The sequence below is a fragment of the Achromobacter pestifer genome (assembly GCF_013267355.1).
GTDB lineage: Bacteria > Pseudomonadota > Gammaproteobacteria > Burkholderiales > Burkholderiaceae_B > Achromobacter > Achromobacter pestifer_A.
The window spans coordinates 6,471,439-6,496,172 of the sequence record NZ_CP053985.1 but is presented as its reverse complement, the minus strand read 5'-3'; the positions used below and the strand labels follow the sequence as shown (position 1 = coordinate 6,496,172).

The following is a 24,734-nucleotide window of genomic DNA, read 5'->3' as shown; positions in this document are numbered from 1 at the left end:
CTTCGACACGGAATCCAGGGTCATCCCATGAGCACATCTGTACCGACGTCAGCGGCCGAGAACATCCACGACCAACGCGCAGAGGCGGTGCGCGAATTCATTGCCCAGGCGCGGCGGCTGGCGCCCGACGCAGCCAGCGCCACGCCCGGACAATTGGCCGAAGTGGCAACCCTGCTGGAAGCGCTGGGACGGCGCCGCGAGCTGTTTCCGGCGGAAGCGTTCGCGGTGGTCCCGGGCCGGCCGACCGCCATCTACCGGCTGGCCGAGGACCTGGACGGCGGCCACGCCTTGTACCTGTCGCTGGGAGCGCCGGGCAAGGCCCAGCCGCCGCATGACCACACCACCTGGGCCATCATCGCCGGCGTGCAAGGCAATGAGCGCAACGAGGTCTATGCGCGCGAACGCAGCGCCGATCCCCTGCGCGACGTGCTGACCCACGTCAAGCGCGTGGAGGTGCAGCCGGGCAGCTCCATCGTGCTGGGACCGGCGGACGTGCACACCATCGAACTGGTGGACGACGAGCCCGGCGCGCATCTGCATTTCTATGGGCTGGCGCTGGACCGCCTGCATGGCCGCGTGGTGTTCGAGAGCACCGCGGGCGGTACCTACCGCACATTCTCGCCGCCTGCCGCGATCTACCATGCGCGCATCTCCGCCTCCGCCCTGCAGGACGAACTGCGCGGCGGGGGCGAGATCGCCTTGCTGGACGTACGCGAGGCCGGCCGTCATGCGCGCCGCCATCTGCTGCATGCCGCGCCCGCGCCCTTGTGGCGCCTGGAGCTGCTGATCGACAGGCTGGCGCCGCGCCGCGGTGCGCGCATCGTGCTGGTCGATGACGATGAGACGCTGGCGCACCAGGCCGCGGCCAAGCTGGCGCGCCTGGGCTGGACCAATATTTCGGTGCTGGCGGGCGGAACGGACGCGTGGGAGCGGGAAGGGCGGGAGCTGTTCTCCGGCACCAATGTGCCCAGCAAGGCCTTCGGCGAAGTCATCGAACACGAGAAGCGCACGCCGTGGATAGACGTGGACGAACTCGATGCGCGCGTGGCGCGCGGCGACGACATCGTGGTGGTGGACAGCCGCACGCCCGAGGAATTCCATAACTTCACGCTGCCCTTCGCGCACAGCCTGCCCGGGGCGGAACTGGTCTATCGCATCCGCGAGCTGGCGCCGGATCCAGGGACCTTTGTGGTGGTGAACTGTGCGGGGCGCACGCGCAGCATCGTCGGCGCGCAGACGCTGATCGACGCCGGCATACCCAATCGCGTGGCGTCGCTGCGCAACGGCACCATGGAGTGGCTGCTGTCGGGCCGCGAACTGGCCTATGGCCGGCATGCCGCGCTGCCCGAGCCGGACGGCCAGGCGCTGGCCGCGGCTCGCCAGCAGGCGGCCGAGGTCGCGCGCCGCGCAGGCATCGCGCACATCGATACCGCCACCTTGCAGGCATTCGAGGCGGAACAGGGCGTGCGCACGCTCTACAAGTTCGACGTGCGCACCCGTGAGGAATACGAGGCTGGCCATCTGGAGGGCTGGCGCTGGGCGCCCGGCGGCCAACTGGTGCAGGCCACGGACGAGTACCTGGCCACGCGCCGCGCCCGCGTGGTGCTGGCGGATTGGGACGGCGTGCGCGCCTTGACCACCGGCGCCTGGCTGGCCCAGCTGGGCGCGGTGGAGGTCTATCTGTACCAACCCGCGGCATCGGCCGCGTTGCAGAGCGGGCCTGAGCCGCGGCGCGTGCTGCGGCACCGTCCCGATGCGCCCGGGCTGCGGCCGGATGCGTTGCGGATCGCGCTGGACCGCGGCGAGGCCGTGCTGTTCGACGTGGATTCAAGGCTTGCATACGAGCGCGGTCACGTGCCGCGCTCCCGCTACAGCGCGCCCGATCGTCTGGCCGAGTTCCTGCCCGAGGACCGCGACCGGACCATCGTGCTGACCTCCGCCGATGGCGTGCTGGCAAGCATCGTGGCGGCCGAGCTGGCGTGGCGCATTCAGCGGCCGGTGCACTACCTGCTGGGCGGCACGCGCGCCTGGAAGGAACAGGGCCTGGAACTGGCCCGTGGCGCGCAAGGCGTGCTGACCGGAGACGATGACCAGAGCATCAGTCCTTATCTGTTCGACGATCTGGCTGCGCGGGATCAGGGCTTCCGGGACTATCTGGATTGGGAGCTGGGTCTGGTGGCGCAGCTGGAGCGCGAAGGCAGCCGGGATTTCCGGCTGATCGAGCGGGAATGACCTGATCGGCCAGCGCGCGCAGGCCTCAGGCCGCGGCGCTTTCGATCGCGGCCATCAGGTCATCCGGGTGCGCCATCAGTTCGCGCGCCTGGCATAGCGTCGGGTACTGCTGCAGCACGCCGCTCCATTGTTCCGATTGCAGCAGCTGCTGCCAGACTGGCTCCAAGGTTTCCGGGGCCGCGTCCGGGCCCTGCGCCAGGCGGCCCGCATATTCCAGGCTGGACGGCGCCGACAGCAGCTGCATGCGGCTGGCGGCGCTGAGCAGGCGCGGGATCGCGTCGGCCGGACCGTCACAGCAATACAGCACGGTGCTGTCGAGCTGCGGGCCTTCGGCAGGCAGCGTGCACAGGGCTGCGCCGCGCAGGGGGAACAGGCCCTGGCGCGTGCTGAAGGCGTAGTCGGTCCGAGGATCGGCCTGCGCCAGGAGGCGCAGCCCGCGCAACAGGCGCGGGAAGTCGGTGGCGGCCGCGTCGGCCGAGGCCTTGGCTTCGAGCAGCAGGCACGGATCCCAGGCCGGCGGCGCGCCATCGGAGTGGGCGCGGCGCAGCAGCGCGGCATCCCATTCGGTCTTGGCGCGTTCGGCGTTGGCGGGCATCGATGACGGCACGCGCATGGAGGACACGGCCTGGTAGGCCTTGCCGCCATCCGCGTCATTGAGACGGCTGGCCAGGGCTTGGAGCGCATGCAGGGCCTGCGCCTCGACGGCGTCGCCGCGCAGCCGCGATGCGTTGCCCTCGGCGAGGGCGGTGGCGCTGCCCGGTCGCGGGCCTTGCCGTTCCCACAAGGCGCGGTAGCGGCGCACCTCACTGTCGCAGGCCAGGACGTCCAGCCGTTGCAGATGCTCCAGCGCAGGACTGGCAAGCAGCCGGTCGAGGGCGAGGGCAGCCGGCTGTGCGTCGGCGGGCAGACTCAGAAGACGATGCGCGGCTGCGGGCAGCGCCGCCCATGACTCCGACGCCGCCGCCGCTTGCAAGGCGGCCATGGCGTCGCGCGCCGGACCTGCCGGCATGCGTTCGACCTTGGCGGGATGGGCGATGGCGTTGGCGGCGGCGATGATCTCGCGGCGGTCCTGGGCAGCGCGCGCGGCCAGGGAGGCATACTCGCGCACGAGCGGCAGGCGGTGCCGCAGCAGCATGGCCTGGAACACGGGATCGCCGTCGGACTCGCGCATGGCGTCGCGGATCAGGCGCGACAGGGCGTCGAGAAAGGCCTGCTTGATCGCTGGCGGCGGCGTGGCGTTGGTTGCGAGCGACTGGCGCGCCTGTTCGATGGCGATGGCCAGCGCGGTCGCGGGCGAGGCGCCCTCGGCGGGTATGCGTGACATGGCCGGCACGCGATAGCGCCGGGCGGTGCGGCGCAGGATGGCGTCGAGCAGGGAGATAGAGGGCGGCTGGGGCATGGCGCCCCAAGCCTACCGCGATGCCGCCGGCGCGGCAAACGCGCCGCGAGCCGGCCAGCAGCGGTTTACTTGAACAGCGCGGCGTTCTCTTGCAGGGCGGTGTCGGCGCATTGCGCGTCGAGGTTGCCGCCGGGGGCGCCTGCCACGCCGATGGCGCCGATCACGGCCGAGCCGGCCTTGACGGGGACGCCGCCGCCCAGCACCAGGAAGCCCGGAATGTCGGTCAAGGTGGCCGCGGCCGGGTTCTTCTGGACGTTTTCCAGCATCGTCAGCGTCGGGGTCTTGGCCGATGCGGCGGTGTAAGCCTTGGCGCGGCTGGCTTCGACGGTGTGCGGGCCGGCATTGTCGGCGCGGGCGAAAGCCTTGAGCAGGCCGGCGCGGTCCACCACCGAGGCGCTCACGTTGTAGCCCTTGGCCTGGCAGGCGGCGACGGTGTCCGCGGCCAGCTTCTGAGCGTCGGCCATGGACAGATTGCTTTCGTTGAGCACGGCGGCGTTGGCGGCGCCGGCGCAGGCGAACAGGGCGGCGAAAGCGATGAATTTGGGCGACATGTCTGTGTCCTTTGTGGGTCGGTGACAGGAACAGACAGATTAAAGATGGCGGCCGTTCGGCGGTATTCGGTCGGCTACGCTGGGGCCTCCGTAGGGCTACGGAGGTTACCTGTGCAAGTCCTAACCCAGCAGCCCCGCATACTCGCGGATCAGCCCGGCCAGGTTTTCCGCTTCCAGCTTGGCGAAGACGTTGGCGCGGTAGGTTTCGACGGTGCGCGGCGACAGGTCGAACTCGCGCGCGATCTCCTTGTTGCTCAGGCCCTGGACGATGCGTTCCAGCACGTCGCGCTCGCGCCCGGACAACTTGTCCAGCCGTTCCTGCGCGGCCTGGGTCACGGCGAGCTTGTCGCGGCTGGCGATGTGGGTGCGCACGGCCGCCTGCACGGCGTCCAGGAAGACGTCGTCGTCCACGGGTTTTTGCAGGAATTCCATGGCGCCGCCCTTGAACGCGCGGCGGCACAGGTCCACGTTGGCGTGGCCGGTCAGCATGACCACGGGCAGGTCGGATTGCTCGGCCAGCCGGCTCAGCACATCCAGGCCGCTGATGCCGGGCATGCGGATGTCCAGGACCACGCAGCCGATGGATTGCGGGTGCAACTGGGCCAGGAATGCCAGCGGATCGCCGTGGCTCTCACTGCGCAGGCCTACGCTGCGCAGCAGCAGCGCCAGGCCGTCGCGCACGGCGTCGTCGTCGTCGACCAGATAGACCAGAGGGGATTGTTCGAGCATGGGAGATTCCTGCGTCGTCAGGCGGCGGCGCGCGGCAGGCTTACCGTGAAGCAGGCGCCTGCCGGGCTGAGGTTGCGCGCGGCGATGCGGCCGTCCATGGAGCCGGCCAGCGTGTCGCACAGCGCCAGTCCCAGGCCCATGCCTTGTGGCCGCGTGGTGTAGAAGGGGGCGAACAGGCGCGGCAGCGCATCGGCGGCGATGCCGGGGCCGGTGTCGCTGACGCTGAACAGGTAGTCGTCGCCGTCGGCGCGGCCCTCCAGCGAAATCTGGCGCGGCCCTGGGACGTCGGCCAGCGCATCGGCGGCGTTCTGCACCAGGTTGTGCAGGATCTGCTCCAGCGCCACTCGGTCGCCCAGCGGACGGACGCCGGGGCTGGCGTTGTGCCAGTTCAGCCGTATGCCTTGCCGGGCCAGTTCCGCTTCGCGCAGAAAGCGCAGCGACGCCACCAGCGCGTCGGGGTCCAGCGCTTCGCGCCGGGCGGGCGAGCTGGGCTGCACCAGGGCGCGCATGCGGCTGATGATGTCGGCGGCGCGCTTGGCCTGTTCGGCGCTGGCCAGGAGCGCATGGCGCACGGCGGGGCGTTCCTCTTCGTCGTCCAGCAGCCGCTGGGCGGCCCGGGTCTGGGCCAGGATGGCGGTCAGCGGCTGGTTCAGTTCGTGGGCGATGCCCGCGGCCATTTCGCCCAGCGTGCTCAGGCGGGCCATGGCGCCCAGGCGCAGCTGTTCCTGCTGGCGGCGGGCCTGGGCGCGCGAACGCTGCCAGGCCGCGGCGCCGGCCACCAGCAGCGCGCTGGCCAAGCCCCAGGCCAGCCAGGTGGCCCACGGCCAGGCGTTCGGGGTCAGCTTGCGCGTGCTGCGCATCTGGAAGGGCTGGCTGGCCGCGCCCAGCGGTTTTTGCAGGGCCAGCGGCCAGCCGAGGACGGCCGCGTCCGGCTGCTTGTCCAGGAGGGGGAGCGGCGTCTGGTTCACGTTCAAGCTCAGGTTGGCCAGGCCGGGAGGAAAGTCGGCCGCGGGCACCAGCTGGCTGGCGTCCAGCAGCAGGCTCCAGCCCGAAGGGGCCACCAGCCAGTAGCGGGCCTGGTCCACCGGCAGCGTCACCGGCCGGCCCAGGCCGCGCGCGCGTTCAACGGCCGCCGCCAGGCCCGCAGGTTCCGCCACGCTGCCGGACCAGGCGCCGCCAGGCAGGTAGCCCAGCCCCAGGAGTTGCGGCATGGCCGGTTGCAGGCTGGGATACAGACGTTCGGGCGCCGGGGGATGGGACAGGGCGGCCAGGGTCGCCAGCACGGCTTCATGCTGCACCGTCTTCTGGCTCAGCATGCGCTGCGCCACGCTGGTGCTTTGGGTGAAGCGTTCGTACTGGTCCACATAGTCCTGCCGCCCGATCCAGAAGGCGCCGAGGGCGAACAGGACCAGCCAGCAGAAGAAGGCGCGAGCGCGCGATAGGGGATTCACGCCTGAAATTATGCCTTGCGGCCGGCGCGGGCAGGAATCCGTAGGGCTACGGAGGGCTGGCGCTCAGGCCGCCAGCCGCTGGGCGTCAGGGTCCGGCGCCTGCGAGCTGGCCGCGAGCGCGATCTGGTACAGCGCCGCCACCAGGTCCGATTGCGTTACCAGTCCGACCAGGTTGCGCGCTTCATCCAGCACCGGCACGCAATGCAGGCTGTCGGACATGGGGCGCGCCAGTTCGATGACGGGCAGGCCGGGGGTGGCGAAGGGGACTTCGCTGCGCATGCAGTCGGCCACCAGCAGGTCGGGCGCGGCGTCCGCGTCGACGGCGGCCAGCCGGGTCCGGCGCGCCAGCACATCGCCCTGGCTGACCATGCCGGCGTAGCGGCCGGCCGAATCCAGCACCGGCAAGGCCTGCAGGCGATGCTTGTCGAACAGGCGCACGGCGTAGTCCAGCGGATCCTGGGCCTGCACCGTGACCACGTCGCGCGACATGATGTCGGCGCAATGCACGTCGCCGAAGCGGCGCACGCTGGCGCGCATTTCCGCGGCCAGGACGATTTCTTCCAGGTCTTCCTTGCTGATGTCCAGCAGCTCGCCGCGCTGCGTGAGCGCTTCGTCCAGGTCGGTCAGGCTGAAGCCCAGGCGGGCGCTGGGAGCGAGGTCGCGCGTATTGTGGCCGGCGGCCGGATCGGCATGGCGGCGCGGATAGTTGCGCTTGAGCGCGCCATTGAAGACCACGGCGATGCACAGCAGGATGGCGGAATTCAGCGCCACGGGCCACAGCGCGAAGCCATAGCCCAGGCTGGCGACCGCGGGGCCGCCCAGCACCGCGGTCAGCGCCACCGCGCCGCTGGGCGGATGCAGGCAGCGCAAGGAGAACATGGCGCCGATGGCCAGGGCCACCGCCACGGCGGCGGCCACGCCGGGCACGGGGATGAATTGGGCGCAAAACACGCCAATCAGGGCCGAGACCAGATTGCCGGCCATGATGGACCAGGGCTGGGCGAGCGGACTGGCGGGGGCGGCGAACAGCAGCACGGCGGACGCACCCATGGGGGCGATGAACCAGGGGCTGGCGTCGCCCAGCGCGTGGCGGCCCACCCATTCCGTGCAGAACAGGCCGAGCAGCGCGCCCAGCGCGCCGTACAGTTTTTCGCGTCCGTTGACACCTACCGGCGCTGGCGCGAACGAGCCCAGCCAGCGCTTGATTGCTACACCCAAAACGATCTCCTCGCGCATCGATATGTCGCGGGGCGATAATTTATCACGCGGGGCAAAGCTGCACTGCATAAGCTTATGCAGCGGGGCGGGATTCAGGCGCTGCCGGAGTCGTCGCCGATGCGCGTGAGCAGGCGCGTCAGCAGCGGGCGCATGGCGCGCAGCTCTTCCAGGTGCGAGGCCGACAGGTCTTCGAGCATGCGTTCGGCGCGGGCGGTCAGCACCACCTCGACGCGGCGGCCATCCTCGGGATCAGCTTCGCGGCTGACCAGGTCCAGGCGCGCCAGGCGGCCCACCAGTTCGGCGGCGGTGTGGGGACGGATCAAGAGGCGTTCGGCGATCTCGCCCACGTACAGGCCGCGGCGGCCCGGGGCGTTCTTGCGGGTGCCCTTGATGGCGAGCAGGGCCTGGTGCTGTTGCGGCATCAGGTCCAGTCCGGCGGCCGCGTTTTCGCTGAACGCGGCGAAGCGGCGCAGCGCGTAGCGGAAGTCGGCCAGCAGTTCGTAGTCCGTGGAGGTCAACTGGGTAGGGGGCGGGGGCTGTTTCACCTGGCCGATTCTAATATATGTCGTGATACGATATATATGACGTATCGCAAATCCCTGCGGAATTCTTCCTCTCTTCGAACATGCCTCCCACTTCTTCCTCCGCCCGGGCCGCGTTGCGCCTGGGCGACTTCACCACGGACAAGCGCGTGGTCCTGCTCATGGGCCTGGCCATTCCGGTTGGCCTGGCCAGCGTGGCTGCGGCCTGGGCCTTGCTGCGCCTGATCGCGCTCTGCACCAATCTGGCCTACCACCACCAGTTTTCCTTCGAGGACCAGCCCATCACGACAGGCCACCTGGGACTGGCCTCCGTGGCCATTCCAGTGGTGGGCTGCCTCATCATCGGTCTCATGGCGCGTTACGGTTCGGAAAAGATCCGCGGCCACGGGATTCCGGAAGCGATGGAGGCCATCCTGATCGGCAAGAGCCGCATCCAGCCCAAGGTGGCGGTGTTGAAGCCGGTGTCTTCCGCCATCTCCATCGGCACGGGCGGCCCGTTTGGCGCCGAGGGCCCCATCATCATGACGGGCGGCGCCATCGGCTCGCTGTTGGCGCAGACCATCCACCTGGACGACGGCGAGCGCAAGACCCTGCTGGTGGCCGGCGCCGCCGCGGGCATGACGGCCATCTTCGCCACGCCATTGGCGGCGGTGCTGCTGGCGGTCGAGCTGCTGCTGTTCGAATGGAAGCCGCGCAGCTTCCTGCCGGTGGCGATGGCCGCGTTGGTGGCCGCGGCCACGCGCGCCTTCATGCTGGATGGCGGGCCGATATTCGCGTATTCGGGTTCGCTGACGTTCACGCCCGCGCATCTGCTGGCCTGCGCCGCCGTGGGCGTGCTGGCGGGGCTGGGTTCGGGCGTGCTGACCTCCATGGTCTACGCCGCCGAGGACCTGTTCGAAAAACTGCCGCTGCACTGGATGTGGTGGCCGGCCTTCGGCGGCCTGGTCATCGGCGTGGGCGGGCTGATCGAGCCGGCGGCGCTGGGCGTGGGCTATGACAACATCCGCCATCTGCTGGCGGGCGACCTGGCATTCCGGGCCGTGCTGCTGCTTCTGGCGGTCAAGGTCATCATCTGGTCCGTCGCGCTGGGCTCGGGGACCTCGGGCGGCGTGCTGGCGCCGCTGCTGATATTCGGCGGCGCGCTGGGCGCGCTGGCCACGCCGCTGCTGCCGCAGGCCGATCCGGGCTTCTGGGCGCTGCTGGGCATGGCGGCGATGATGGGCGGCACCATGCGCGCGCCGCTGACCGCGACCCTGTTCGCGGTGGAACTGACCGGCGACATGGGCGCGCTCCTGCCGGTATTGGCAGCCTGCGTGTTCGCGTATGGGATGACGGTGTTGCTGCTCAAGCGCTCCATCCTGACCGAGAAGATCGCGCGGCGCGGGCACCACATCAGCCGCGAGTACCGCGTGGACCCCTTCGACCTGCTGCGGGTCAGCCAGGTGATGACCACGCCGGTGCAGACCCTGCCGGCCGACTGGACGGTGGCGCAGGCCATCGCGCATTTCACGACGGCGCAGCCGGTGCACACCAGCTATCCGGTGCTGGATGCCGAGGGCGCGGTGGTGGGCGAAGTCACGCGCGCCGATACGCTGGCCTGGGCCATCGACGACGAGCAGACCGGGCGCACCCTGGGCGAGGCGCTGCAAGGCCGCGACCTGGTGTATGGCCATCCCGAGGAACTGGCCAGCCAGATCGCCGACCGCATGGCGCTGACCGGCGCGGGCCGCGTGCCCATCCTGGACCGGGCCAACGGCCGGCTGGTGGGCATCGTCGGGCGCAAGGACCTGTTCCGCTCCCGCGCGCGGCGCCTGCGCGAGGAAAGCCAGCGCACCGCGTACTTCCGCCGCACGCCCTCAGCGGGCGGGTGAGGCGCGCAGCTCCCACAGCACGTCCAGCACGTGCCGGGTGGCTTGCTCTACCTGCCCGGCGCGGTGCGCGATGCCCAGCGGGCGCCATAGCGCGGGCCGCAGCGCGCGCATCTCGATGCGCGGATCCAGCTGCGGCGCGGTAGCCTCGTGCGGCAGCAGCGTGGCGCCGTAGCCGGCGGCCACCAGGCTCTTGATCGCGTCGTTGTAATTCAGCTGGATGCGGGCGCGCGGGTTCAGGCCCGCCGCGGCGAACCATTCTCCCGTCAGGCGCGACAGCCGCGTGCTGGCGTCGTTCAGGATCAGCGGCCGTTCGGCCAGCCAGGCCGGCGTCAGGCGCGCGGGCGCTTTCCAGCCCGCGGGCAGGAAGGCCACGACCGGGTCGCGCCGCCAGGGGCGCAGCACCAGGCCTTCCAGCGGCGGTTGGGGCAGGGCCACCAGGCCCAGGTCCAGCGAACCGTCGGCCAGGCGCAACAGGGTTTCCTGCGAAGTCAGCACGGCCACCTGCACGTCGATGCCGGGGTGGTTGCGGCCCAGCGTTTCCAGGGCCTGCGGCAGCAGATGGGCGATGGCGCCGGTGGAGGCGCCCAGCCGCACGCGTCCGGCCAGTCCCTGCACCTGCCGCTGCACGTCGTCCAGCGCCTGGTCGGCCTCGGCCAGCAGGCGGCGCGCGCGTTCCAGCAGGGTTTCGCCGATGGAGGTGGGGCGGACCTGGCCGCGCTTGCGCGTGAGCAGCGGCGCGCCGATGCGCGCTTCCAGGTCGGCGACGTGCAGGCTGACGGTGGGCGGCGCCAGATGCAGGGCGCGGGCGGCGTCTGCGAACGAACCCAGGTCGGCGATGGCGACCAGGGTGCGCAGGCGGTCCAGGCTGATTTCACGCATGGTGGTGTCGTTCAGGAAAGCTGAATTGGATAGTCATGATATTCGACTTTTATTATCTAGTATCCGGGCCGATGATGGAGTCCTGCGCCCGGAACCTTCAGGCGCACCCTTTGATCCAGGATGCAAGCGCCATGACCCAACCTCTAGTTTTCATCGACGGCGACCAGGGCACCACCGGCCTGCAGATCCACGAACGCCTGCACGGGCGCACGGATCTGCGGCTGTTGACACTGCCGGAGGCCGAACGCAAGGACCCGCAGCGCCGCGCGCAGGCGATCAACGGCTGCGACATCGCCATCCTCTGCCTGCCGGACGAGCCGGCGCGCCAGGCCGCCGCTTCCATCGTCAATCCCGCGGTCCGGGTGATAGATGCCAGTTCCGCCCACCGCACGACGCCGGGCTGGGTCTATGGTTTTCCGGAAATGAACGCGGAGCAGGCCGGGCTGATCGCCCAGGCGCGGCGCGTCAGCAACCCCGGCTGCTATCCGACGGGCGCGGTCGCCTTGCTGGGCCCCCTGGTGCGTGCCGGACTGGTGCCGGCCGACTATCCGGTGGTGGTGCACGCGGTGTCCGGCTATTCGGGCGGCGGTCGCACGGCGGTGGACGCCTACGAAGCCGCGGACGGCGTGCCGGGACCGGCGTTCCAGCTCTACGGCCTGGGCCTGGCGCACAAGCACACGCCCGAGATCGAACGGCATGCGGGCCTGACGCAGCGGCCGGTGTTCGTACCGGCCTATGGCGCCTACCGCCAGGGCATCGTCCTGACCGTGCCGCTGCAGCTGCGCCTGCTGCCGGCGGGCGTGGCCATGGAGCGCCTGCACGCCTGCCTGCAGCAGCACTACGAGGGCGCCAGGCACGTGCAGGTCGTGGCGCCGCAGGACGCGGCCGCCCATACGCATCTGGATCCGCAGGCGCTCAATGGCACCAACGATCTGCGCCTGGCCGTCTACGGCAATGCGCAGCACGGGCAGGTGCTGCTGACGGCGGTGTTCGACAACCTGGGCAAGGGCGCGTCGGGCGCGGCGGTGCAGAACCTGGGCCTGATGCTGGGCGCGATGCGATAAGCGTCGCGCCTGCGCGGGCTCAGGCCGGGTCCGCCAGCGTCTCCACCACTAGGCGGCGCAACCAGACGGTGCCCGGGTCGCTTTCGAAGCGGGCGTGCCAATGCACGGTCACGGACAGCGGCGGCAGCGCGATGGGCAGCGGGCGTATCTGAAACGCGTCGTCCTGGTTGAACCAGACCGCGGCCCGCAGCGGCAGGGTCATGGTGAGATCGGTGCGCCGCACGATCTCGGCCGCGGCCGAGAAATGCGGCAAGGTGAGATAGGGCCTGCGCGGCAGGCCGGCCTCGCTCAGCACATCGTCCAGCAAGCGGTGGGCGCTGGCGCGCGAGGCCACCAGGATGTGGTCCAGGCGCTTGTACTGGCTGCGCGTGAGGCCCGCCGACAACACCGGATGGCCGCGCCTGCCCATGCAGGTGTAGCGTTCGCTGAACAGTTCCGCGTGGCAGGTTTCGCTGCCCAGTCCGGCCAGATTGCCGATGGCGAGATCGACCTCGCCTTCTTTAAGCGCCTGCGGCAGCCGTTCCAGCGGGATCTCCAATACTTCCACCTGCAGGCGCGGCGCCAGGGCGTGCACGCGTTCCATCAGCGACGGCAGGAACACCATTTCGCCGATATCGGACATGGACAGGCGAAAGCGCCGGGTGCTGCTGGCCGGCTCGAAGCGCTGCCGCAGGCTGACGGCTTCCGCGAAGCTGTTCATGCCGCGCTCTATGGGTTCGGCCAGGGCAAAGGCGACCGGCGTGGGCTGCATGCCGGAGGCCGTGCGCGCAAACAAGGGATCGTCGAATTTTTCGCGCAGGCGCGCCAGCGCGTAGCTCACGGCGGGCTGCGTCAGGTTCAGGCGTTGCGCCGCGCGGGTGACGCTGCGCTCGTGCAGCACGGTCAGGAAAACCCGCATGAGGTTCAGGTCGAAGTCCATGCATGCCCCTTATATCAGCCTGATTTATAAGATAAATAATAGCCATAAATTTGACATATAAATAGTTGATTCCTAGACTAATTTCATAGGGCTGGGGCAACGCTTGCCGATGGCCGCAACACAGGGGAAGCACCGCCATGCATGCGTTGACACTGCCGTCGTTGTTGCTGGAGCAGGGCGCCCGTTGGGGCGAGCGCATATGGGTGCAGGCGCCGGGCGGCTCGCTGCGGTATGGCGACGCTCCCGGGCATGCGGCCGCCTGGGCGGCGCGCCTGGCCGCGGCCGGCGTCGCCCGGGGCGACCGGGTCGGGTTGATGGCCGGCAACCGGCACGAGTTCCTGTCCATCGTGCTGGGCTGCGGCTGGCTGGGCGCGGTGGTGGTGCCCATCAACACGGCGTCGCGCGGCATGCAGCTGCAGCACATCCTGGCCAACAGCGGTTGCCGCTTGCTGGTGGCCGACGCCGCGTCCTGTCCGGCGCTTGCGGCGCTGGACATGCAGCCCCTGGCCTTGAACCGCATCTGGTTGCTGGACGGGAATGCCGACGCGCTGCCGGTGCATGCGTGCCCGCCACCCCCTGTGCCGGATACGCCGCTGCCGCCGGCGGCCGAGCTTGGGCCGGGAGACACGTTGGCCATCCTGTACACCTCGGGCACGTCCGGCCTGTCCAAAGGCGTGTGCTGTCCGCACGCGCAGTTCTATTGGTGGGGCAGGATCGCCGCGCGCAACCTGGAAATCAGCGCGAGCGACGTGCTCTACACGAGCCTGCCGCTGTTCCATACCAATGCCCTGAACGCCTGCTTCCAGGCGCTGGTCACGGGCGCGACCATCGTGTGCGACGAGCGCTTCTCGGCCAGCCGCTATTTCGACCGGCTCGAGGCCGCGGGCGCCACGGTGACCTATCTGCTGGGCGCCATGGTGCCCATGCTGCTGGCGCAAGCGCCTGCCCCGGCCGAACGGCGCCACCGCGCGCGGATCGCGCTGGCGCCCGGGGTTCCGGAACGCTTCCATGCGGCGTTTTCCGAACGCACCGGCATGGCGTTGTTGGAGGGCTACGGTTCCACCGAAACCAATTTCGCGCTGGGTGGCACGCTGGCCGAACAGCGCCCCGGCACGATGGGGCGCGCCGCGCCCGAATTCGACGCGATGGCGGCCGACGAACACGACGCGGCGGTGCCCGACGGCACGCCGGGTGAATTGCTGCTGCGCGCACACACGCCGTACGCCATCGCCACTGGCTATTTCGGCATGGACGGCAAGACGGTGGAAGCCTGGCGCAACCTGTGGTTCCACACGGGAGACCGGGTGGTGCGCGATGCGGACGGCTACTTCCGCTTCCTGGACCGCATGAAGGACGCCATCCGCCGGCGCGGCGAGAACATTTCCTCGTATGAGGTGGAGCAGGTGCTGCTGGCGCATCCGTCGGTCGCGGCCGCCGCGGTCTATGCGGTGCGTTCCGAGTTGGCCGAGGACGAGGTCATGGCGGCGCTGGTCTACAAGTCCGGGCAGGCCGTTGCGCCCGAGGCGCTGCTGGATTTCTGCCAGCCTCGCATGCCGTATTTCGCCGTGCCGCGCTATCTGCGCGTGCTGGACGATTTGCCGCGCACCGAGAACGGCAAGATCCGCAAGTTCCACTTGCGGGATGAGGGTATCACTGGCGACGCCTGGGACCGGGACGCCGCTGGCTATCGCGTGGCGCGCTGAGCGCCGCAGGTTCATTCAAACAGACTAGGGGCGGCAATGACGATGGCATACAAGGGGGCGGCCGCGGCCGCTGGCGACGATGCGCGCAGAAAGCGCACGCGGCGCGTGGTGATGGCGTCCGTCGCGGGCAACGCGATGGAATGGTATGACTTCTTCATCTACGGCACGGCGGCGGCGCTGGTGTTCGGCGAACTGTTCTTTCCCAAAGGCACCGACCCGCTGCTGGGCACCATGGGGGCGTTCGCGGGCTTTGCCGTGGGCTTCCTGGCGCGGCCGTTGGGCGGCGTGATCTTCGGCCATATCGGTGACCGCTGTGGCCGCAAGCTGGCGCTGGAATGGACCCTGGGCCTGATGGGGGTAGCCACCTTCCTGATCGGGTTGTTGCCGACCTATGAGCAGGTCGGCTTCTGGGCGCCGGCGGCCATGGTGCTGCTGCGCATCTTGCAAGGCGCGGCCGCGGGCGGGGAGTGGGGCGGCGGCGTGCTGCTGATCAGCGAGGCGGTCGGAGGCAAGCGCCGCGGCTACTTCTCGTCCTTCAGCCAACTGGGGGTGGCGGGCGGCTTCGTGCTGTCGTCGGGCGTCTTCATGCTGGCGCAGCAGCTGCCGCAGGAAGCCTTCATGAGCTGGGGCTGGCGCCTGCCGTTCCTGCTGAGCGTGCTGATCTTCGGCGTCGGCCTGTACATCCGCAAGCACATCCCCGAAAGCGATGAGTTCGTGCAGGCCGCCAAGACCGCCAAGCGCGGCATGCCGGCGGTGGAGGTGTTCCGCCGCTATCCGCGCCAGGTCTTTACCGCGATGGGACTGCGCGTGGCCGAGAACGGCGGGTCGTACATCTTCCTGGCGTTTGCACTGGCCTATGGCAAGTTCCTGGGCATTCCCAACGATGTCATGCTGGGCGGCGTGCTGGTATCGATGTTCATCGAGCTGGGCACGCTGGTCTGGTTTGGCCATCTGTCCGACCGCATCGGGCGGCGCACGGTGTACCTGATCGGTTCGGCTGGCCTGGTGCTGGTGGCCTTTCCGTTCTTCTGGCTGGTGCAGACCAAGGAGCCGGTGTGGATATTCCTGGCCTTTTTCCTGGGCAACACGGTCTGCCACGCCGCCATGATAGGTACCCAGCCGGCATACTTCGCCGAGCTGTTTCCCGCGGAGGTCCGCTATACCGGCCTGGCGTTGGGTCACGAACTCGCTTCTGTGTTCGCCGGCGGACTGTCGCCGTTGATCGCCATGGCGCTGCTGCGCAAGTATGAGTCGGCGACGCCGGTGGCGTGGTTCCTGGTGGGCATGGCCGCGGTCACCGTGGTCACCTTGCTGCTGACGCGCGAACCGCCGCGGCAGGAGTCGGAGTGAGCGCGGTGCGCGGCCCGGGCATCGTTGGCGTGGGCGAAACGCCTTCGCTGCGTCATCCCGGCCCCGGGACCAGCACGGCCGGCCTGTTGGCCGAGGCGATCGCCCAGGCGCTGCGCAGTGCAGGGTTGGAGCCCGGCGATGTGGATGGGCTGGGCGTGGCTTCGTTCACGCTGCGCCCCGACCGCGCGATCGATCTGGCGTGGCGCCTGGGACTGCGGCTGAACTGGTGCATGCAGGATGAGATGGGCGGCGCCAGCGCCATCAATCTGCTGCGCCAGGCCTGGCTGGCGTTGGAAGCCGGGCAGGCCAAGACCATCGTGCTGGTGGCGGGAGACCATTTCACGGGCGCGGATTTCGCCGGGCTGGTGCGCGGCTACAACCGCAGCGCGCAGGACTATCTCAGCCCCTTGGGCTGCGAGGGGCCGAATCCCTTGTTCGCCATGCTCACGCAGCGGCAGATGGCGCATACCGGCCTCACCCGCGAAGACTATGGCGCGTTGTGCGTCGCGCAGCGGCTATGGGCGGTGGGCAACTCCAACGCGGCGTATCGCGAGCCCTTGAGCCTGGCGCAGTACCTGGCCGCGCCCATGGTCGCGCCGCCGCTGGGGCGCCTGGATTGCGTGCCGGTGGTCAGCGGCGCTTGCGCGCTGGTGCTGAGCGCGCGTCCGGCAGCGATCAGCGTGCGGCTGCTGGCCAGCGATGCCCGCTACAACGGCGACCAGCAGGAAGGCGATGGGCTGCAGACGGGCATCGCGGCGTTTGCGCCCGCGCTCTGGCAGCGCGCGGGCCTGGGGCCGCAAGATATGGATGTGCTCAGCGTCTACGACGACTATCCCGCCATGGCGCTGGCGCAGCTCTGCGATCTGGGCTTGGCCCGCGCGGACGATCTGCCGGGCTTCATCGCGCGCCGCCTGGCCACCCGCGATTTGCCGGTCAACACCGCGGGCGGCCAGTTGTCCGCCGGGCAGGCGGGTACGGCTGGCGGCATGCATGGCCTGGTCGAGGTGGTCCGCCAGTTGCTGGGGCAGGCAGGAGATCGGCAGGTGCGCGGCGCGCGCCACGGCGTGGCCACCGGCTACGGCATGGTGCAGCTGCGTTACGGCATGTGCGCCAACGCCGCGGTGCTGGCCCGGGAGGAAGCATGAGCGTCAACGTCAGCCAGTGCTGCAGCTGCGGCCATCTGGTCTATCCCGCCCGCCTGTGGTGCCCGGCCTGCGGCCATGGGCAGGCGCGGCCGGCGGCGGTGGAGCATGCGGAATTGCAGGCATGGACCGAGTTGCCGTCCCGGGACGGCGGGCCTGCCGCGCTTGTCGCCACGGTCCGGGCGCTGCCGGCGGGACCCGTCCTGGTCGTGCGGCTGGAAGAACCTCTCACGCATGTGGGCCAGCGCCTGCGGCTGTTCGAACGCGAGATGCATGGGCGGCCTTTGCCTTGGGCCCGTGCCGCGGCCGAGCCGCAGGCCTGAAACCCCAACGCGTCAATCGCCGCTGGCCGGCGTCTGGATCGCCTCCAGGCGCTGGGCCAGCGAGGCCGCCGACAGCTCGCCCACGCGCAGGTCCACCAGACGTCCCTGGGCATCCAGGAACAGCGTGGCCGGCAGGCCGCGGTTGCTCATCTGGCGCGAGGCCGCGCCTGCCGGATCGAGCAGCACATTGCGCAGCGACGGCGCGTGCCGCGCCAGGAACGCCGTGACGTCCGGCGGCGCTTCGGCCTGATTCAGGAAGACGAAATTCACATCGGGATGCGCCGCTTGCGCCGCGGCGAAAGCAGGCATTTCGCGGCGGCAGGGCGGACACCAGCTTGCCCACAGATTGATGACGGTGGGCCTGCCTTGGTAGGCCGCGAGCGCCGCGGGCGCGCCATCCAGCTGGCGCAGGGCAATGGCGGCCAGTTCGGGCTGGGCCTGCGGCGTGGGCGCCAGCCAGCGGCCGCCGCCTATCCAGACCGCGCTGGCCAGCGCCAGCGCGCCCAGCAGCGCGGGCCGCGGGGCCTGCCGGCGCAAGGCCGCGTACAGCGTATAGATCCAGGCCGCGCCAAGTCCGGCCATGCCGGCCCAGCCGCCATCGCGCAGGTCCAGGATCCTGAGCGGATTCTCGATGAAGTGGGCCTGGTATTGCCAGACGAAGCCGAGCCGGGCGACGACCAAGCCGATGATCAACGCGCGCCATGGCACCGCAGCCGTATCGGGCCGTGGCTGTTGCTTGCGGGCGAAGATCCGGGCGGCCAGCAGCCCGACGGCGGCGGCGGCGATGAGGACCAGCAGGTCCGAGGGAAAGACGAGGGGACCGATGCGGATGGCGGGCGTCATGCGTGAACCTGGGACTGGCGCGGCGGGGATCAGGCAGCTTGCTGCAGCTTGGCCGGGGCCTGGGCGATGCGGCGGGTGATTTCGTCGGCGGCGCGGCAGATCAGGCCGGCCAGGTAGTCCTCGCGGAAGGCCGCGAAGGCGTCCTGCATGCCGATGAGCGTGATGCTGCCCAGCACATGGTTCTCTTCATCGAAGATCGGCGCGGCGATCCCGGTCTTGCCGGAATCCAGTTCGCCCGACGAGATGCAATAGCCAGCCTTGCGCACTTGCAGCATGGCCCGGGAAAAGGACTTCCAGTCCTGGCCCAGCCGCTGCATGTCGGGCGCATCGGCGTGCTCGTCGTAGACGCGGCGTAGTTGGCGCGGCCCCAGATTGGCCAGGATCACGCGGGCGGTCGCGCTGCGCAAAAGCGGCATGTGCCGGCCGCGGCCGAAGTTCAGGGCCTGGGTATTGCGCCCCGCCTGCTGGTGCACGTTGATCACCTTGTCGTCGTAGCGCGCGCTGAGCAGCACGTCCAGCCCGGTCTGGCCGGACAGCTCCTCGATCAGGTCGCGGCTGACCGTCAGCATGGGGTCGTACTCACGCATTTGCAGGTCCAGCGCGATGATGCGCGGGCCCAGCGCGTAGCCGGCGGGCAGGCGCACCAGCAAGCCGCAGGCGCACAGTTCGCGCACGTAGCGGTAGGCGGTGGCGGGCGCGTAGCCCTGCAACTGGCAGATGGCGTCGACGTCCAGGACCGGCCGGTCGGGCTGAAAGAGGTCCAGGACATCGAGCATGCGGCGAAGACTGTTCATGTGTGTGAGACGTGGGAAGGCAGACGTGCTGCGAGGGTGCACCAAGGGACGCGTATTGGCAAATCGCCCCGCGGCGCGCGCCGCGCACGCGTGTGTATAGGAGATTTTTTCGGATCTATCAAATAGATAATTCTAATAAATTATCACGCATCAATCTGCCAAAAGAAATTGCACATTTATCAAATTACGATAAAGTAGCAAAAAAAGGAGGCAGTAATCATGACCGGAGCTAGTGCCTTGCTGGAGGCTCTGCGCAAGCAGGGCGTGGAAGTCTGTTTCGCCAATCCCGGCACGACCGAGCTGGACCTGGTGCGTGCGCTGGAGGAGGTGCGCGGCATGCGCTGCGTCGTCGGCCTGCAGGAAAACGTCTGCACTGGCGCGGCCGACGGCTATGGCCGCCTGGCCGGCAAGCCTGCCGCGACCCTGCTGCATCTGGGACCGGGCTTCGCCAATGGCATTGCCAATCTGCATAACGCGCGCCGCGCCCGCACCCCCATCGTCAACATCATCGGCGACCACGCCAGCTGGCACCTGGAATGCGACGCGCCCCTGACCTCGGACATCGAATCTCTGGCGCGTCCCGTGTCCGGCTGGGTGGAACGGATCGCGTCCGCCCAGGACGCGGCGGACGCCGCGCGCGCCGCGGTGCGGGCCAGCCTGGCCGATGGCGGCCAGGGCGCGACGCTGATCTTTCCCGCCGACTTCCAGGCGGAAAGCGTGGCGGAGGATTGCGCGGACGCCGCCGCCGAGGCCGCGGCGGAACCTGAGGCATTCGACGCGTCCGCCGCATGGCAGCGCTTGAGCCGCGCGCAAAAGCCGCTGTTCCTGCTGGGCGGAGGCGGCCCAGCCAGCGGCCTGGGCCGGCGCGCGCAGATCGCCGCCGCGCGCCTGTGCGCGGCCCTGGGCGGCACGGCTTACGCCGAGACCTTCCCCGCCAGATCGGAGCGCGGCCGGGGCCTGCCGGACTTCGACCGGCTGCCGTATTTCCCGGAACCGGCTCGCGCCGCGCTGGATGCCGCCGACCTGGTGGTGCTGGTGGGGGCGCTGCCGCCGGTGACGTACTTCGGCTATGCCGGCCATCCCAGCCGGCTGGTGCCGGCGGAACGTCTGCTGGAACTGGCTGCAACCGGCCAGGACGCGGCATCGCGCCTGGAGGCGCTGGCCGAATTGGCGGGCGCGCCGGCTTTCGAACCCGCCGCCGCGCCGTTGCCCGAACCGGCGCCGGGAGCCTTGACGCCGCAATCCATCGCGGCCGTGGTGGCGCGGGCCTTGCCCGAAAACGCCATCGTCTCGGTCGAAGGCGGCACCTGCGGCTATCCGCTGTATGCCGCGTCCGCCGGCGCCGCGCCGCACTCCGTGCTGACCAATACCGGCGGCGCCATCGGCCAGGGCCTGCCCGTCGCCATGGGCGCGGCCATCGCCTGCCCGGAGCGCCGCGTGGTGGCCGTGCTGTCCGACGGCAGCACCCAATACACGATCCAGGCGCTGTGGTCGCTGGCGCATGAAAACCTGCCGGTGACGGTGCTGATCGCCGCCAACCACCAGTACGCCATCCTGCGCAACGAGCTGCGCCGGGGCAATGCCGTGCTGGGCGAGCGCGCGGCCGAACTGACCGCGCTGGACCGCCCGCGCATCGACTGGGTGGGGCTGGCGTCCAGCTACGGGGTGCAGGCCAGCCGCGCCGCGACGTCGGAAGAACTGGCCGCGCAGCTGGAATCCGCGCTGCGCCAGCCGGGACCGGTCCTGATCGAGATGGCGCTGTAGGCGCCGCCATATATACAAGGAGCATCAAAGCATGGACTTGCAACTCAAGGGGAAAGTCGCGGTGGTCACGGGCGGCAGCCTGGGCATCGGGCGCGCGGTGACCGAAGCGCTGGCGGCCGAAGGCGTGCGCGTGGCCATCGTGGCGCGCCGCCAGGCGCAGCTGGACGAAGTGGCCGCCGACATCACCCGCGCCACGGGCGTGGAAGTGCTGGGCGTGGCGGCCGACGTGTCGGACACCGCCCAGGTCAACGCCATGATGCAGCGCGTGGCCGAACACTTCGGCCGCATCGACATCCTGGTCAATGGCGCGGCCCATCCGGGCGGGCTGGTGCGCAGCGAGATCGACGAGGCCGACCCCGAAGGCCTGCTGGAAGACATCAACATCAAAGTGGTGGGCTATATGCGCTGCGCCAAGGCGGCCGCGCCGCACATGCGCCAGGGCGGCTTTGGCCGCATCGTCAACATCGGCGGCCTGACCGGGCGCGGCAGCAAGCAGCTCTCGGGCATGCGCAACGTGGCCATCTGCCACATGACCAAGACCCTGTCGGACCAGCTGGGTCCGCACGGCATCACGGTCAATGTGATCCATCCGGGCGTGGTCGAAACGCCCCACATCCACGAGCTGTACGAAAAGGAAGCCGCCAAGCAGGGGCTGACCGCCGCCCAGGTCGAGGCCAACTATGCCCGCGCCACGCCCATACGCCGGGTGCTGCAGCCGGCGGAGATCGCCGACGCGGTGCTGTTCCTGGCGTCGCCGCGGGCGGGCGCCATCACCGGCGAATCGCTGGGGGTGGACGGCGGCATCACGCGCGGCATCTTTCTTTGAACCGCTGAACCTTATTCGGGGAGTCTGGATATGCAAGGCACGATACTGGTCGGCACGGCCGGCCAAGGAATACTGCGCAGCGTGGACGACGGCGCCACCTGGCACCGCCTGGGGCTGAAGGAAGCCATCGAGTTCGATGGCACGGTGCGCTGCCTGGCCGTGGACCCGGCCGATCCGCGCCGCGTGTTCGCCGGCGCCGACGCCGGCATGTGCGTCAGCACCGACGGCGGCGCGCATTTCACGCGGGTCGACAGCCCCATGAACGGCATGACCGTCTGGGCCATGGCGATCGACCCCACGGATCCGCGGCGCATGTACGCAGGTACCGGCGCGCCCTCGCGCGCGGCCATGTTCCGTTCGGTGGACGGCGGCGCCAGCTGGCAGCGCCTGTCGCCCGAACTGCCGGAATTCTGCCGCGGCGTGAACCGCCCGCGCATCCTGTCGGTCTGCGTGGATCCGGACGACGGCCGCGAGGTTTGGTTCGGGGTCGAGGAAGGGGGGCTGTGGCACAGCCGCGACGGCGGCGATACCTGGTCGCGCGAGGACGAGGAGGGCAATGCCGATGCCATCGCCAACCCCGACATCCATTGCGTCGCGGTGCTGCCAGCCACGGCCGCCGCGCCCAAGACCGCCATGGTGCTGACCGTGAACTCCGTCTATCTCAGCGAGAACGGCGGCCGGCGCTGGGAGGGCGTGGCCTCCAAGTCGCGCTTTGACGGCATGTACTACACCCGTACGGTGCAGGCGCTGCCGGACGAACCCGACACGCTGCTGCTGGCCATCGGCGACGGCACCCCGGGCACGCGCAGCAGGATCTACCGTTCATCCGACCGTGGCCGCAACTGGCAGCCGGCGCTGCTGCACACGCCGCCCAATTCCACCTTCTGGGCCTTCGGCGTGCACGCCGCCGACCCGCGGCTGGCGTTCGCCGGCACCAAGTACGGCCATCTGTTCCGTTCCACCGACGGCGGCCGCAGCTGGTTCAAGGAATGGCGCGACTTCAGCGAAATCACCGCCGTGGCCTGGACGCCGTATGCCGCGCCCGTGACCGCGCATCCCCAGTCCGTCAACTGACACCCCGCCCGAGACCGCCATGTCCACCACCACCACCACGCTAGCGCCGGCAGACCGCCGGCCGCGCATCGCGCGCACCCATCTGGCCCTGTTCGTGCGCGACCCGTTCGCGTCGGCGCCCTGGTACGAATCCGTGCTCGGCATGCAGGAGACCGCGCGCGGCGAGCAATGGGTGTTCCTGTCCTTCGGGCGCAAGCACCATGACATCGCTCTGATCCGCGCGGCCGAAGGCGAGCCCGCCCGCGGCCCCGTCAACATGCAGCACTACGGCCTGGAGATCGAAGGCGACGTGGACGAACTGCGCCGCCTCTACGGCATGCTGCTGGCCAAGGGCGTGGAGGTGGTGAAGATCACCGACCACAAGGTCGGTTACGGCCTGTACTTCACCGACCCGGACGGCCACCGCTTCGAGTTCTTCTGCGAAACCGTGCACGGCGACGAAGAGGGCAAGCGGGTCCTGCACGACCACAACGCGCCCAGCGTCCCCATGACGCTGGACCCTCTTTGACCGCCCGCGCGGCGCATCCCTGACTGATCCCACACTTTCTGGAGCATCCATGAGCAACACCAACTTCGGTCCCTACCGCATCCGCAAATGGTATTTGCAGATCGACGACACCCTGGCCACCGAAACCGGCGAACCGGCCGACGGCGAGCCGCTGCGCAAGATCGTCATTGCGGCCGCGCTGCACAACCCCTATGCGGGGCGCTTCGAGCGCGACCTGTCGGGCTACGTCGAACCTTCGGGCATGCTGGGTGAGGAATTCGGCCGGCGCATCATCGCCGCGGCCGGCGGCCAGCCGCTGGAAAGCTACGGCAAGGCCTGCGTGGTGGGCACGGACGGCGAGTACGAGCACGGCAACGCACTCCTGACCACCATCTTCGCCGAACCCGTGCGCGCAGCACTCGGCGGCGGCAAAGCCTGGGTGCCGTCCACCGGCAAGCGCGGCGGCCCTGGCACCGTCATCGATATTCCGCTGGCGCACAAGGACGCGCTCTATGTCCGTTCGCACTACGACAGCGTGACCGCGCTGTTCGGCGACGCGCCCAACCGCGACGAAGTGCTGATCGCCTTCGCCTTCGCCACCCGCGGCCGCCTGCATGCGCGCCTGGGCGGCATCCCTGCCAGCGAAATCCAGGGCAAAGACGGACTCTGCTGAAAGGAAGCCCACATGCAACGCCGCGACACCGACATCGCCGTCAACGGCATGACCCTGCATCTGACCGAATGGGGGCCGCAAGAAGGCCGGCCGCTGTTCATGCTGCACGGCATCCGGGGCTACGCCGAGACCTTCGCCGGCATCGCGCAGGCCTTGCAGCCGGACTTCCGCGTGCTGGCCTATGACCAGCGCGGGCGCGGCGCCAGCAGCTGGGATCCGCAGCGCAACTACTACACCGACGCCTACGTCGACGACCTGGCGGGCGTGGCCGACGCCCTGGGCCTGGACCGCTTCGACCTGCTGGGCCATTCGATGGGCGGCATCGCTGCCATCGTCTTCGCCGCGCGTTACCCGCAGCGCGTGCGGCGCCTGATCGTCGAGGACGCCGGTCCCGCTGCCTTCGAAGGCAGCGCGGGCGCGGCGCGCATCCAGCGCGAACTGCGCGAGACGCCCGAGTCCTTTGCCGACATCGTCGCGGCTCGTGAGTACCTGCGCGCGCTGCGGCCCAGCGTGACCGAGGCCGCCCGCGAGGAACGGCTGCGCCACATGCTGAAGGAAGACGGGGCGGGCGGCTGGACCTGGCGCCACGACCATGCCGGTATCGCCGCCACCCGGCTGGACCCCGATCCAGCGCGCGTGGTGGACCTGTGGCCGCAGGTCCAGGCGCTGGGCTGTCCGACCCTGGTCGTGCGCGGCGGGCGTTCGGACTATTTGCAGGCCGAGACCGCCCGCGGCATGGCGGCGCGCAACCCGAACGTGGAATGGGTCGAGATCGAAGGCGCCGGCCATTACATCCATGACGACCGGCCGGCCGCCTTCGAGCAGGCCGTCGGCGGGTTCCTGCGGCGCGCCTGAGGCGCGCCCGAGGCGCAACCCGCCAGGCACAAGACAAGAATCCAA

The 24,734-nt window shown here is 69.8% G+C and carries 23 protein-coding genes; 13 read left to right on the top strand and 10 right to left on the bottom strand.

Going from position 1 to position 24,734, the window contains the following annotated elements:
* Positions 1 to 27 precede the first annotated feature (27 nt).
* The gene (locus tag FOC84_RS30570) at positions 28 to 2,232 is read left to right on the top strand and encodes a rhodanese-like domain-containing protein (RefSeq protein ID WP_173148955.1); all 2,205 of its coding nucleotides are present in this window, start codon (positions 28 to 30) and stop codon (positions 2,230 to 2,232) included.
* Between the two features lie 25 nt (positions 2,233 to 2,257).
* On the opposite strand, the gene FOC84_RS30565 is transcribed toward FOC84_RS30570, so the two are convergent.
* The 6 genes from FOC84_RS30565 to FOC84_RS30540 form a co-directional block, all read right to left on the bottom strand.
* Positions 2,258 to 3,631: a 3-deoxy-D-arabino-heptulosonate 7-phosphate synthase gene (locus FOC84_RS30565; RefSeq protein WP_173148953.1), complete on the bottom strand. Its 1,374-nt coding sequence runs from the start codon at positions 3,629 to 3,631 to the stop codon at positions 2,258 to 2,260.
* A gap of 65 nt (positions 3,632 to 3,696) precedes the next feature.
* Positions 3,697 to 4,182, bottom strand: a complete 486-nt coding sequence (locus FOC84_RS30560) for a GlcG/HbpS family heme-binding protein (RefSeq protein ID WP_173148951.1) — start codon at positions 4,180 to 4,182, stop codon at positions 3,697 to 3,699.
* A 120-nt stretch (positions 4,183 to 4,302) separates the two neighbouring features.
* Positions 4,303 to 4,911 carry a response regulator transcription factor gene (locus FOC84_RS30555; RefSeq protein ID WP_173148949.1) on the bottom strand — a complete coding sequence of 203 codons (609 nt, stop codon included), beginning with the start codon at positions 4,909 to 4,911 and terminating at the stop codon, positions 4,303 to 4,305.
* A 17-nt stretch (positions 4,912 to 4,928) separates the two neighbouring features.
* Positions 4,929 to 6,362, bottom strand: coding sequence for a sensor histidine kinase (locus tag FOC84_RS30550; protein ID WP_173148947.1), 1,434 nt, complete (start codon positions 6,360 to 6,362; stop codon positions 4,929 to 4,931).
* A 63-nt stretch (positions 6,363 to 6,425) separates the two neighbouring features.
* Positions 6,426 to 7,580 (bottom strand): HPP family protein, encoded by a 1,155-nt coding sequence (locus tag FOC84_RS30545; protein ID WP_438800853.1) that lies wholly within the window; start codon positions 7,578 to 7,580, stop codon positions 6,426 to 6,428.
* A gap of 92 nt (positions 7,581 to 7,672) precedes the next feature.
* Positions 7,673 to 8,125, bottom strand: coding sequence for a MarR family winged helix-turn-helix transcriptional regulator (locus FOC84_RS30540; protein WP_173148943.1), 453 nt, complete (start codon positions 8,123 to 8,125; stop codon positions 7,673 to 7,675).
* An 80-nt stretch (positions 8,126 to 8,205) separates the two neighbouring features.
* Between FOC84_RS30540 and FOC84_RS30535 the strand changes: the two genes are divergently transcribed.
* Positions 8,206 to 9,993 (top strand): chloride channel protein, encoded by a 1,788-nt coding sequence (locus FOC84_RS30535; protein WP_173148941.1) that lies wholly within the window; start codon positions 8,206 to 8,208, stop codon positions 9,991 to 9,993.
* Here FOC84_RS30535 and FOC84_RS30530 read toward each other — a convergent pair.
* Positions 9,979 to 10,872 carry a LysR family transcriptional regulator gene (locus FOC84_RS30530; protein WP_173148939.1) on the bottom strand — a complete coding sequence of 298 codons (894 nt, stop codon included), beginning with the start codon at positions 10,870 to 10,872 and terminating at the stop codon, positions 9,979 to 9,981. The two genes, FOC84_RS30535 and FOC84_RS30530, sit on opposite strands and share 15 nt — an antisense overlap.
* A gap of 131 nt (positions 10,873 to 11,003) precedes the next feature.
* Between FOC84_RS30530 and argC the strand changes: the two genes are divergently transcribed.
* Positions 11,004 to 11,936: an N-acetyl-gamma-glutamyl-phosphate reductase gene (argC, locus tag FOC84_RS30525; RefSeq protein ID WP_173148937.1), complete on the top strand. Its 933-nt coding sequence runs from the start codon at positions 11,004 to 11,006 to the stop codon at positions 11,934 to 11,936.
* 19 nt (positions 11,937 to 11,955) lie between these two features.
* Here the strand turns inward: argC and FOC84_RS30520 are convergent, their stop codons facing one another.
* Positions 11,956 to 12,855, bottom strand: coding sequence for a LysR family transcriptional regulator (locus FOC84_RS30520; protein ID WP_173148935.1), 900 nt, complete (start codon positions 12,853 to 12,855; stop codon positions 11,956 to 11,958).
* Positions 12,856 to 12,992: 137 nt separating this feature from the next.
* On the opposite strand from FOC84_RS30520, the gene FOC84_RS30515 reads away from it, so the two are divergent.
* Genes FOC84_RS30515 through FOC84_RS30500 form a run of 4 tightly spaced genes read left to right on the top strand, consistent with a single transcriptional unit; the run spans position 12,993 to position 17,373 of the window.
* Entirely contained in the window at positions 12,993 to 14,558 is a 1,566-nt protein-coding gene (locus FOC84_RS30515) for an ATP-dependent acyl-CoA ligase (protein WP_173148933.1), read from the top strand.
* Positions 14,559 to 14,594: 36 nt separating this feature from the next.
* The gene (locus FOC84_RS30510; RefSeq protein WP_173148931.1) at positions 14,595 to 15,908 is read left to right on the top strand and encodes an MFS transporter; all 1,314 of its coding nucleotides are present in this window, start codon (positions 14,595 to 14,597) and stop codon (positions 15,906 to 15,908) included.
* Complete coding sequence (locus FOC84_RS30505; RefSeq protein WP_173148929.1) at positions 15,905 to 17,053, top strand: thiolase family protein; 1,149 nt, start codon at positions 15,905 to 15,907, stop codon at positions 17,051 to 17,053. The genes FOC84_RS30510 and FOC84_RS30505 overlap by 4 nt, the downstream gene beginning before the upstream one ends.
* Entirely contained in the window at positions 17,050 to 17,373 is a 324-nt protein-coding gene (locus FOC84_RS30500) for a zinc ribbon domain-containing protein (protein ID WP_173148927.1), read from the top strand. The genes FOC84_RS30505 and FOC84_RS30500 overlap by 4 nt, the downstream gene beginning before the upstream one ends.
* Positions 17,374 to 17,385: 12 nt before the next feature.
* Here the strand turns inward: FOC84_RS30500 and FOC84_RS30495 are convergent, their stop codons facing one another.
* Complete coding sequence (locus tag FOC84_RS30495) at positions 17,386 to 18,216, bottom strand: TlpA family protein disulfide reductase (protein WP_173148925.1); 831 nt, start codon at positions 18,214 to 18,216, stop codon at positions 17,386 to 17,388.
* A gap of 29 nt (positions 18,217 to 18,245) precedes the next feature.
* On the bottom strand, positions 18,246 to 19,010 hold the full coding sequence (locus FOC84_RS30490; protein ID WP_254241826.1) for an IclR family transcriptional regulator: 765 nt from the start codon (positions 19,008 to 19,010) through the stop codon (positions 18,246 to 18,248).
* 219 nt (positions 19,011 to 19,229) lie between these two features.
* On the opposite strand from FOC84_RS30490, the gene FOC84_RS30485 reads away from it, so the two are divergent.
* The 6 genes from FOC84_RS30485 to FOC84_RS30460 are packed head-to-tail and all read left to right on the top strand — an operon-like array spanning position 19,230 to position 24,689.
* The gene (locus tag FOC84_RS30485) at positions 19,230 to 20,774 is read left to right on the top strand and encodes an acetolactate synthase large subunit (RefSeq protein WP_173148922.1); all 1,545 of its coding nucleotides are present in this window, start codon (positions 19,230 to 19,232) and stop codon (positions 20,772 to 20,774) included.
* A gap of 31 nt (positions 20,775 to 20,805) precedes the next feature.
* Positions 20,806 to 21,600 carry an SDR family NAD(P)-dependent oxidoreductase gene (locus FOC84_RS30480; protein ID WP_173148920.1) on the top strand — a complete coding sequence of 265 codons (795 nt, stop codon included), beginning with the start codon at positions 20,806 to 20,808 and terminating at the stop codon, positions 21,598 to 21,600.
* Positions 21,601 to 21,630: 30 nt separating this feature from the next.
* Positions 21,631 to 22,674: a WD40/YVTN/BNR-like repeat-containing protein gene (locus tag FOC84_RS30475; RefSeq protein ID WP_173148918.1), complete on the top strand. Its 1,044-nt coding sequence runs from the start codon at positions 21,631 to 21,633 to the stop codon at positions 22,672 to 22,674.
* A 19-nt stretch (positions 22,675 to 22,693) separates the two neighbouring features.
* Positions 22,694 to 23,182: a VOC family protein gene (locus tag FOC84_RS30470; RefSeq protein WP_173148917.1), complete on the top strand. Its 489-nt coding sequence runs from the start codon at positions 22,694 to 22,696 to the stop codon at positions 23,180 to 23,182.
* Between the two features lie 49 nt (positions 23,183 to 23,231).
* Positions 23,232 to 23,834, top strand: coding sequence for an amino acid synthesis family protein (locus tag FOC84_RS30465; protein WP_173148915.1), 603 nt, complete (start codon positions 23,232 to 23,234; stop codon positions 23,832 to 23,834).
* Between the two features lie 12 nt (positions 23,835 to 23,846).
* Entirely contained in the window at positions 23,847 to 24,689 is an 843-nt protein-coding gene (locus FOC84_RS30460; protein ID WP_173148913.1) for an alpha/beta fold hydrolase, read from the top strand.
* Positions 24,690 to 24,734 lie beyond the last annotated feature (45 nt).

Coding starts and splice junctions, on each gene's coding strand:
- FOC84_RS30535 (WP_173148941.1), top strand. CDS start 8,206: ATGCCTCCCACTTCTTCCTCCGCCCGGGCCGCGTTGCGCCTGGGCGAC.
- FOC84_RS30530 (WP_173148939.1), bottom strand. CDS start 10,872: ATGCGTGAAATCAGCCTGGACCGCCTGCGCACCCTGGTCGCCATCGCC.
- FOC84_RS30465 (WP_173148915.1), top strand. CDS start 23,232: ATGAGCAACACCAACTTCGGTCCCTACCGCATCCGCAAATGGTATTTG.
- FOC84_RS30485 (WP_173148922.1), top strand. CDS start 19,230: ATGACCGGAGCTAGTGCCTTGCTGGAGGCTCTGCGCAAGCAGGGCGTG.
- FOC84_RS30500 (WP_173148927.1), top strand. CDS start 17,050: ATGAGCGTCAACGTCAGCCAGTGCTGCAGCTGCGGCCATCTGGTCTAT.
- FOC84_RS30460 (WP_173148913.1), top strand. CDS start 23,847: ATGCAACGCCGCGACACCGACATCGCCGTCAACGGCATGACCCTGCAT.
- FOC84_RS30490 (WP_254241826.1), bottom strand. CDS start 19,010: ATGAACAGTCTTCGCCGCATGCTCGATGTCCTGGACCTCTTTCAGCCC.
- FOC84_RS30555 (WP_173148949.1), bottom strand. CDS start 4,911: ATGCTCGAACAATCCCCTCTGGTCTATCTGGTCGACGACGACGACGCC.
- FOC84_RS30480 (WP_173148920.1), top strand. CDS start 20,806: ATGGACTTGCAACTCAAGGGGAAAGTCGCGGTGGTCACGGGCGGCAGC.
- FOC84_RS30570 (WP_173148955.1), top strand. CDS start 28: ATGAGCACATCTGTACCGACGTCAGCGGCCGAGAACATCCACGACCAA.
- FOC84_RS30510 (WP_173148931.1), top strand. CDS start 14,595: ATGACGATGGCATACAAGGGGGCGGCCGCGGCCGCTGGCGACGATGCG.
- FOC84_RS30515 (WP_173148933.1), top strand. CDS start 12,993: ATGCATGCGTTGACACTGCCGTCGTTGTTGCTGGAGCAGGGCGCCCGT.
- FOC84_RS30565 (WP_173148953.1), bottom strand. CDS start 3,631: ATGCCCCAGCCGCCCTCTATCTCCCTGCTCGACGCCATCCTGCGCCGC.
- FOC84_RS30560 (WP_173148951.1), bottom strand. CDS start 4,182: ATGTCGCCCAAATTCATCGCTTTCGCCGCCCTGTTCGCCTGCGCCGGC.
- FOC84_RS30470 (WP_173148917.1), top strand. CDS start 22,694: ATGTCCACCACCACCACCACGCTAGCGCCGGCAGACCGCCGGCCGCGC.
- FOC84_RS30475 (WP_173148918.1), top strand. CDS start 21,631: ATGCAAGGCACGATACTGGTCGGCACGGCCGGCCAAGGAATACTGCGC.
- FOC84_RS30520 (WP_173148935.1), bottom strand. CDS start 12,855: ATGGACTTCGACCTGAACCTCATGCGGGTTTTCCTGACCGTGCTGCAC.
- FOC84_RS30495 (WP_173148925.1), bottom strand. CDS start 18,216: ATGACGCCCGCCATCCGCATCGGTCCCCTCGTCTTTCCCTCGGACCTG.
- argC (WP_173148937.1), top strand. CDS start 11,004: ATGACCCAACCTCTAGTTTTCATCGACGGCGACCAGGGCACCACCGGC.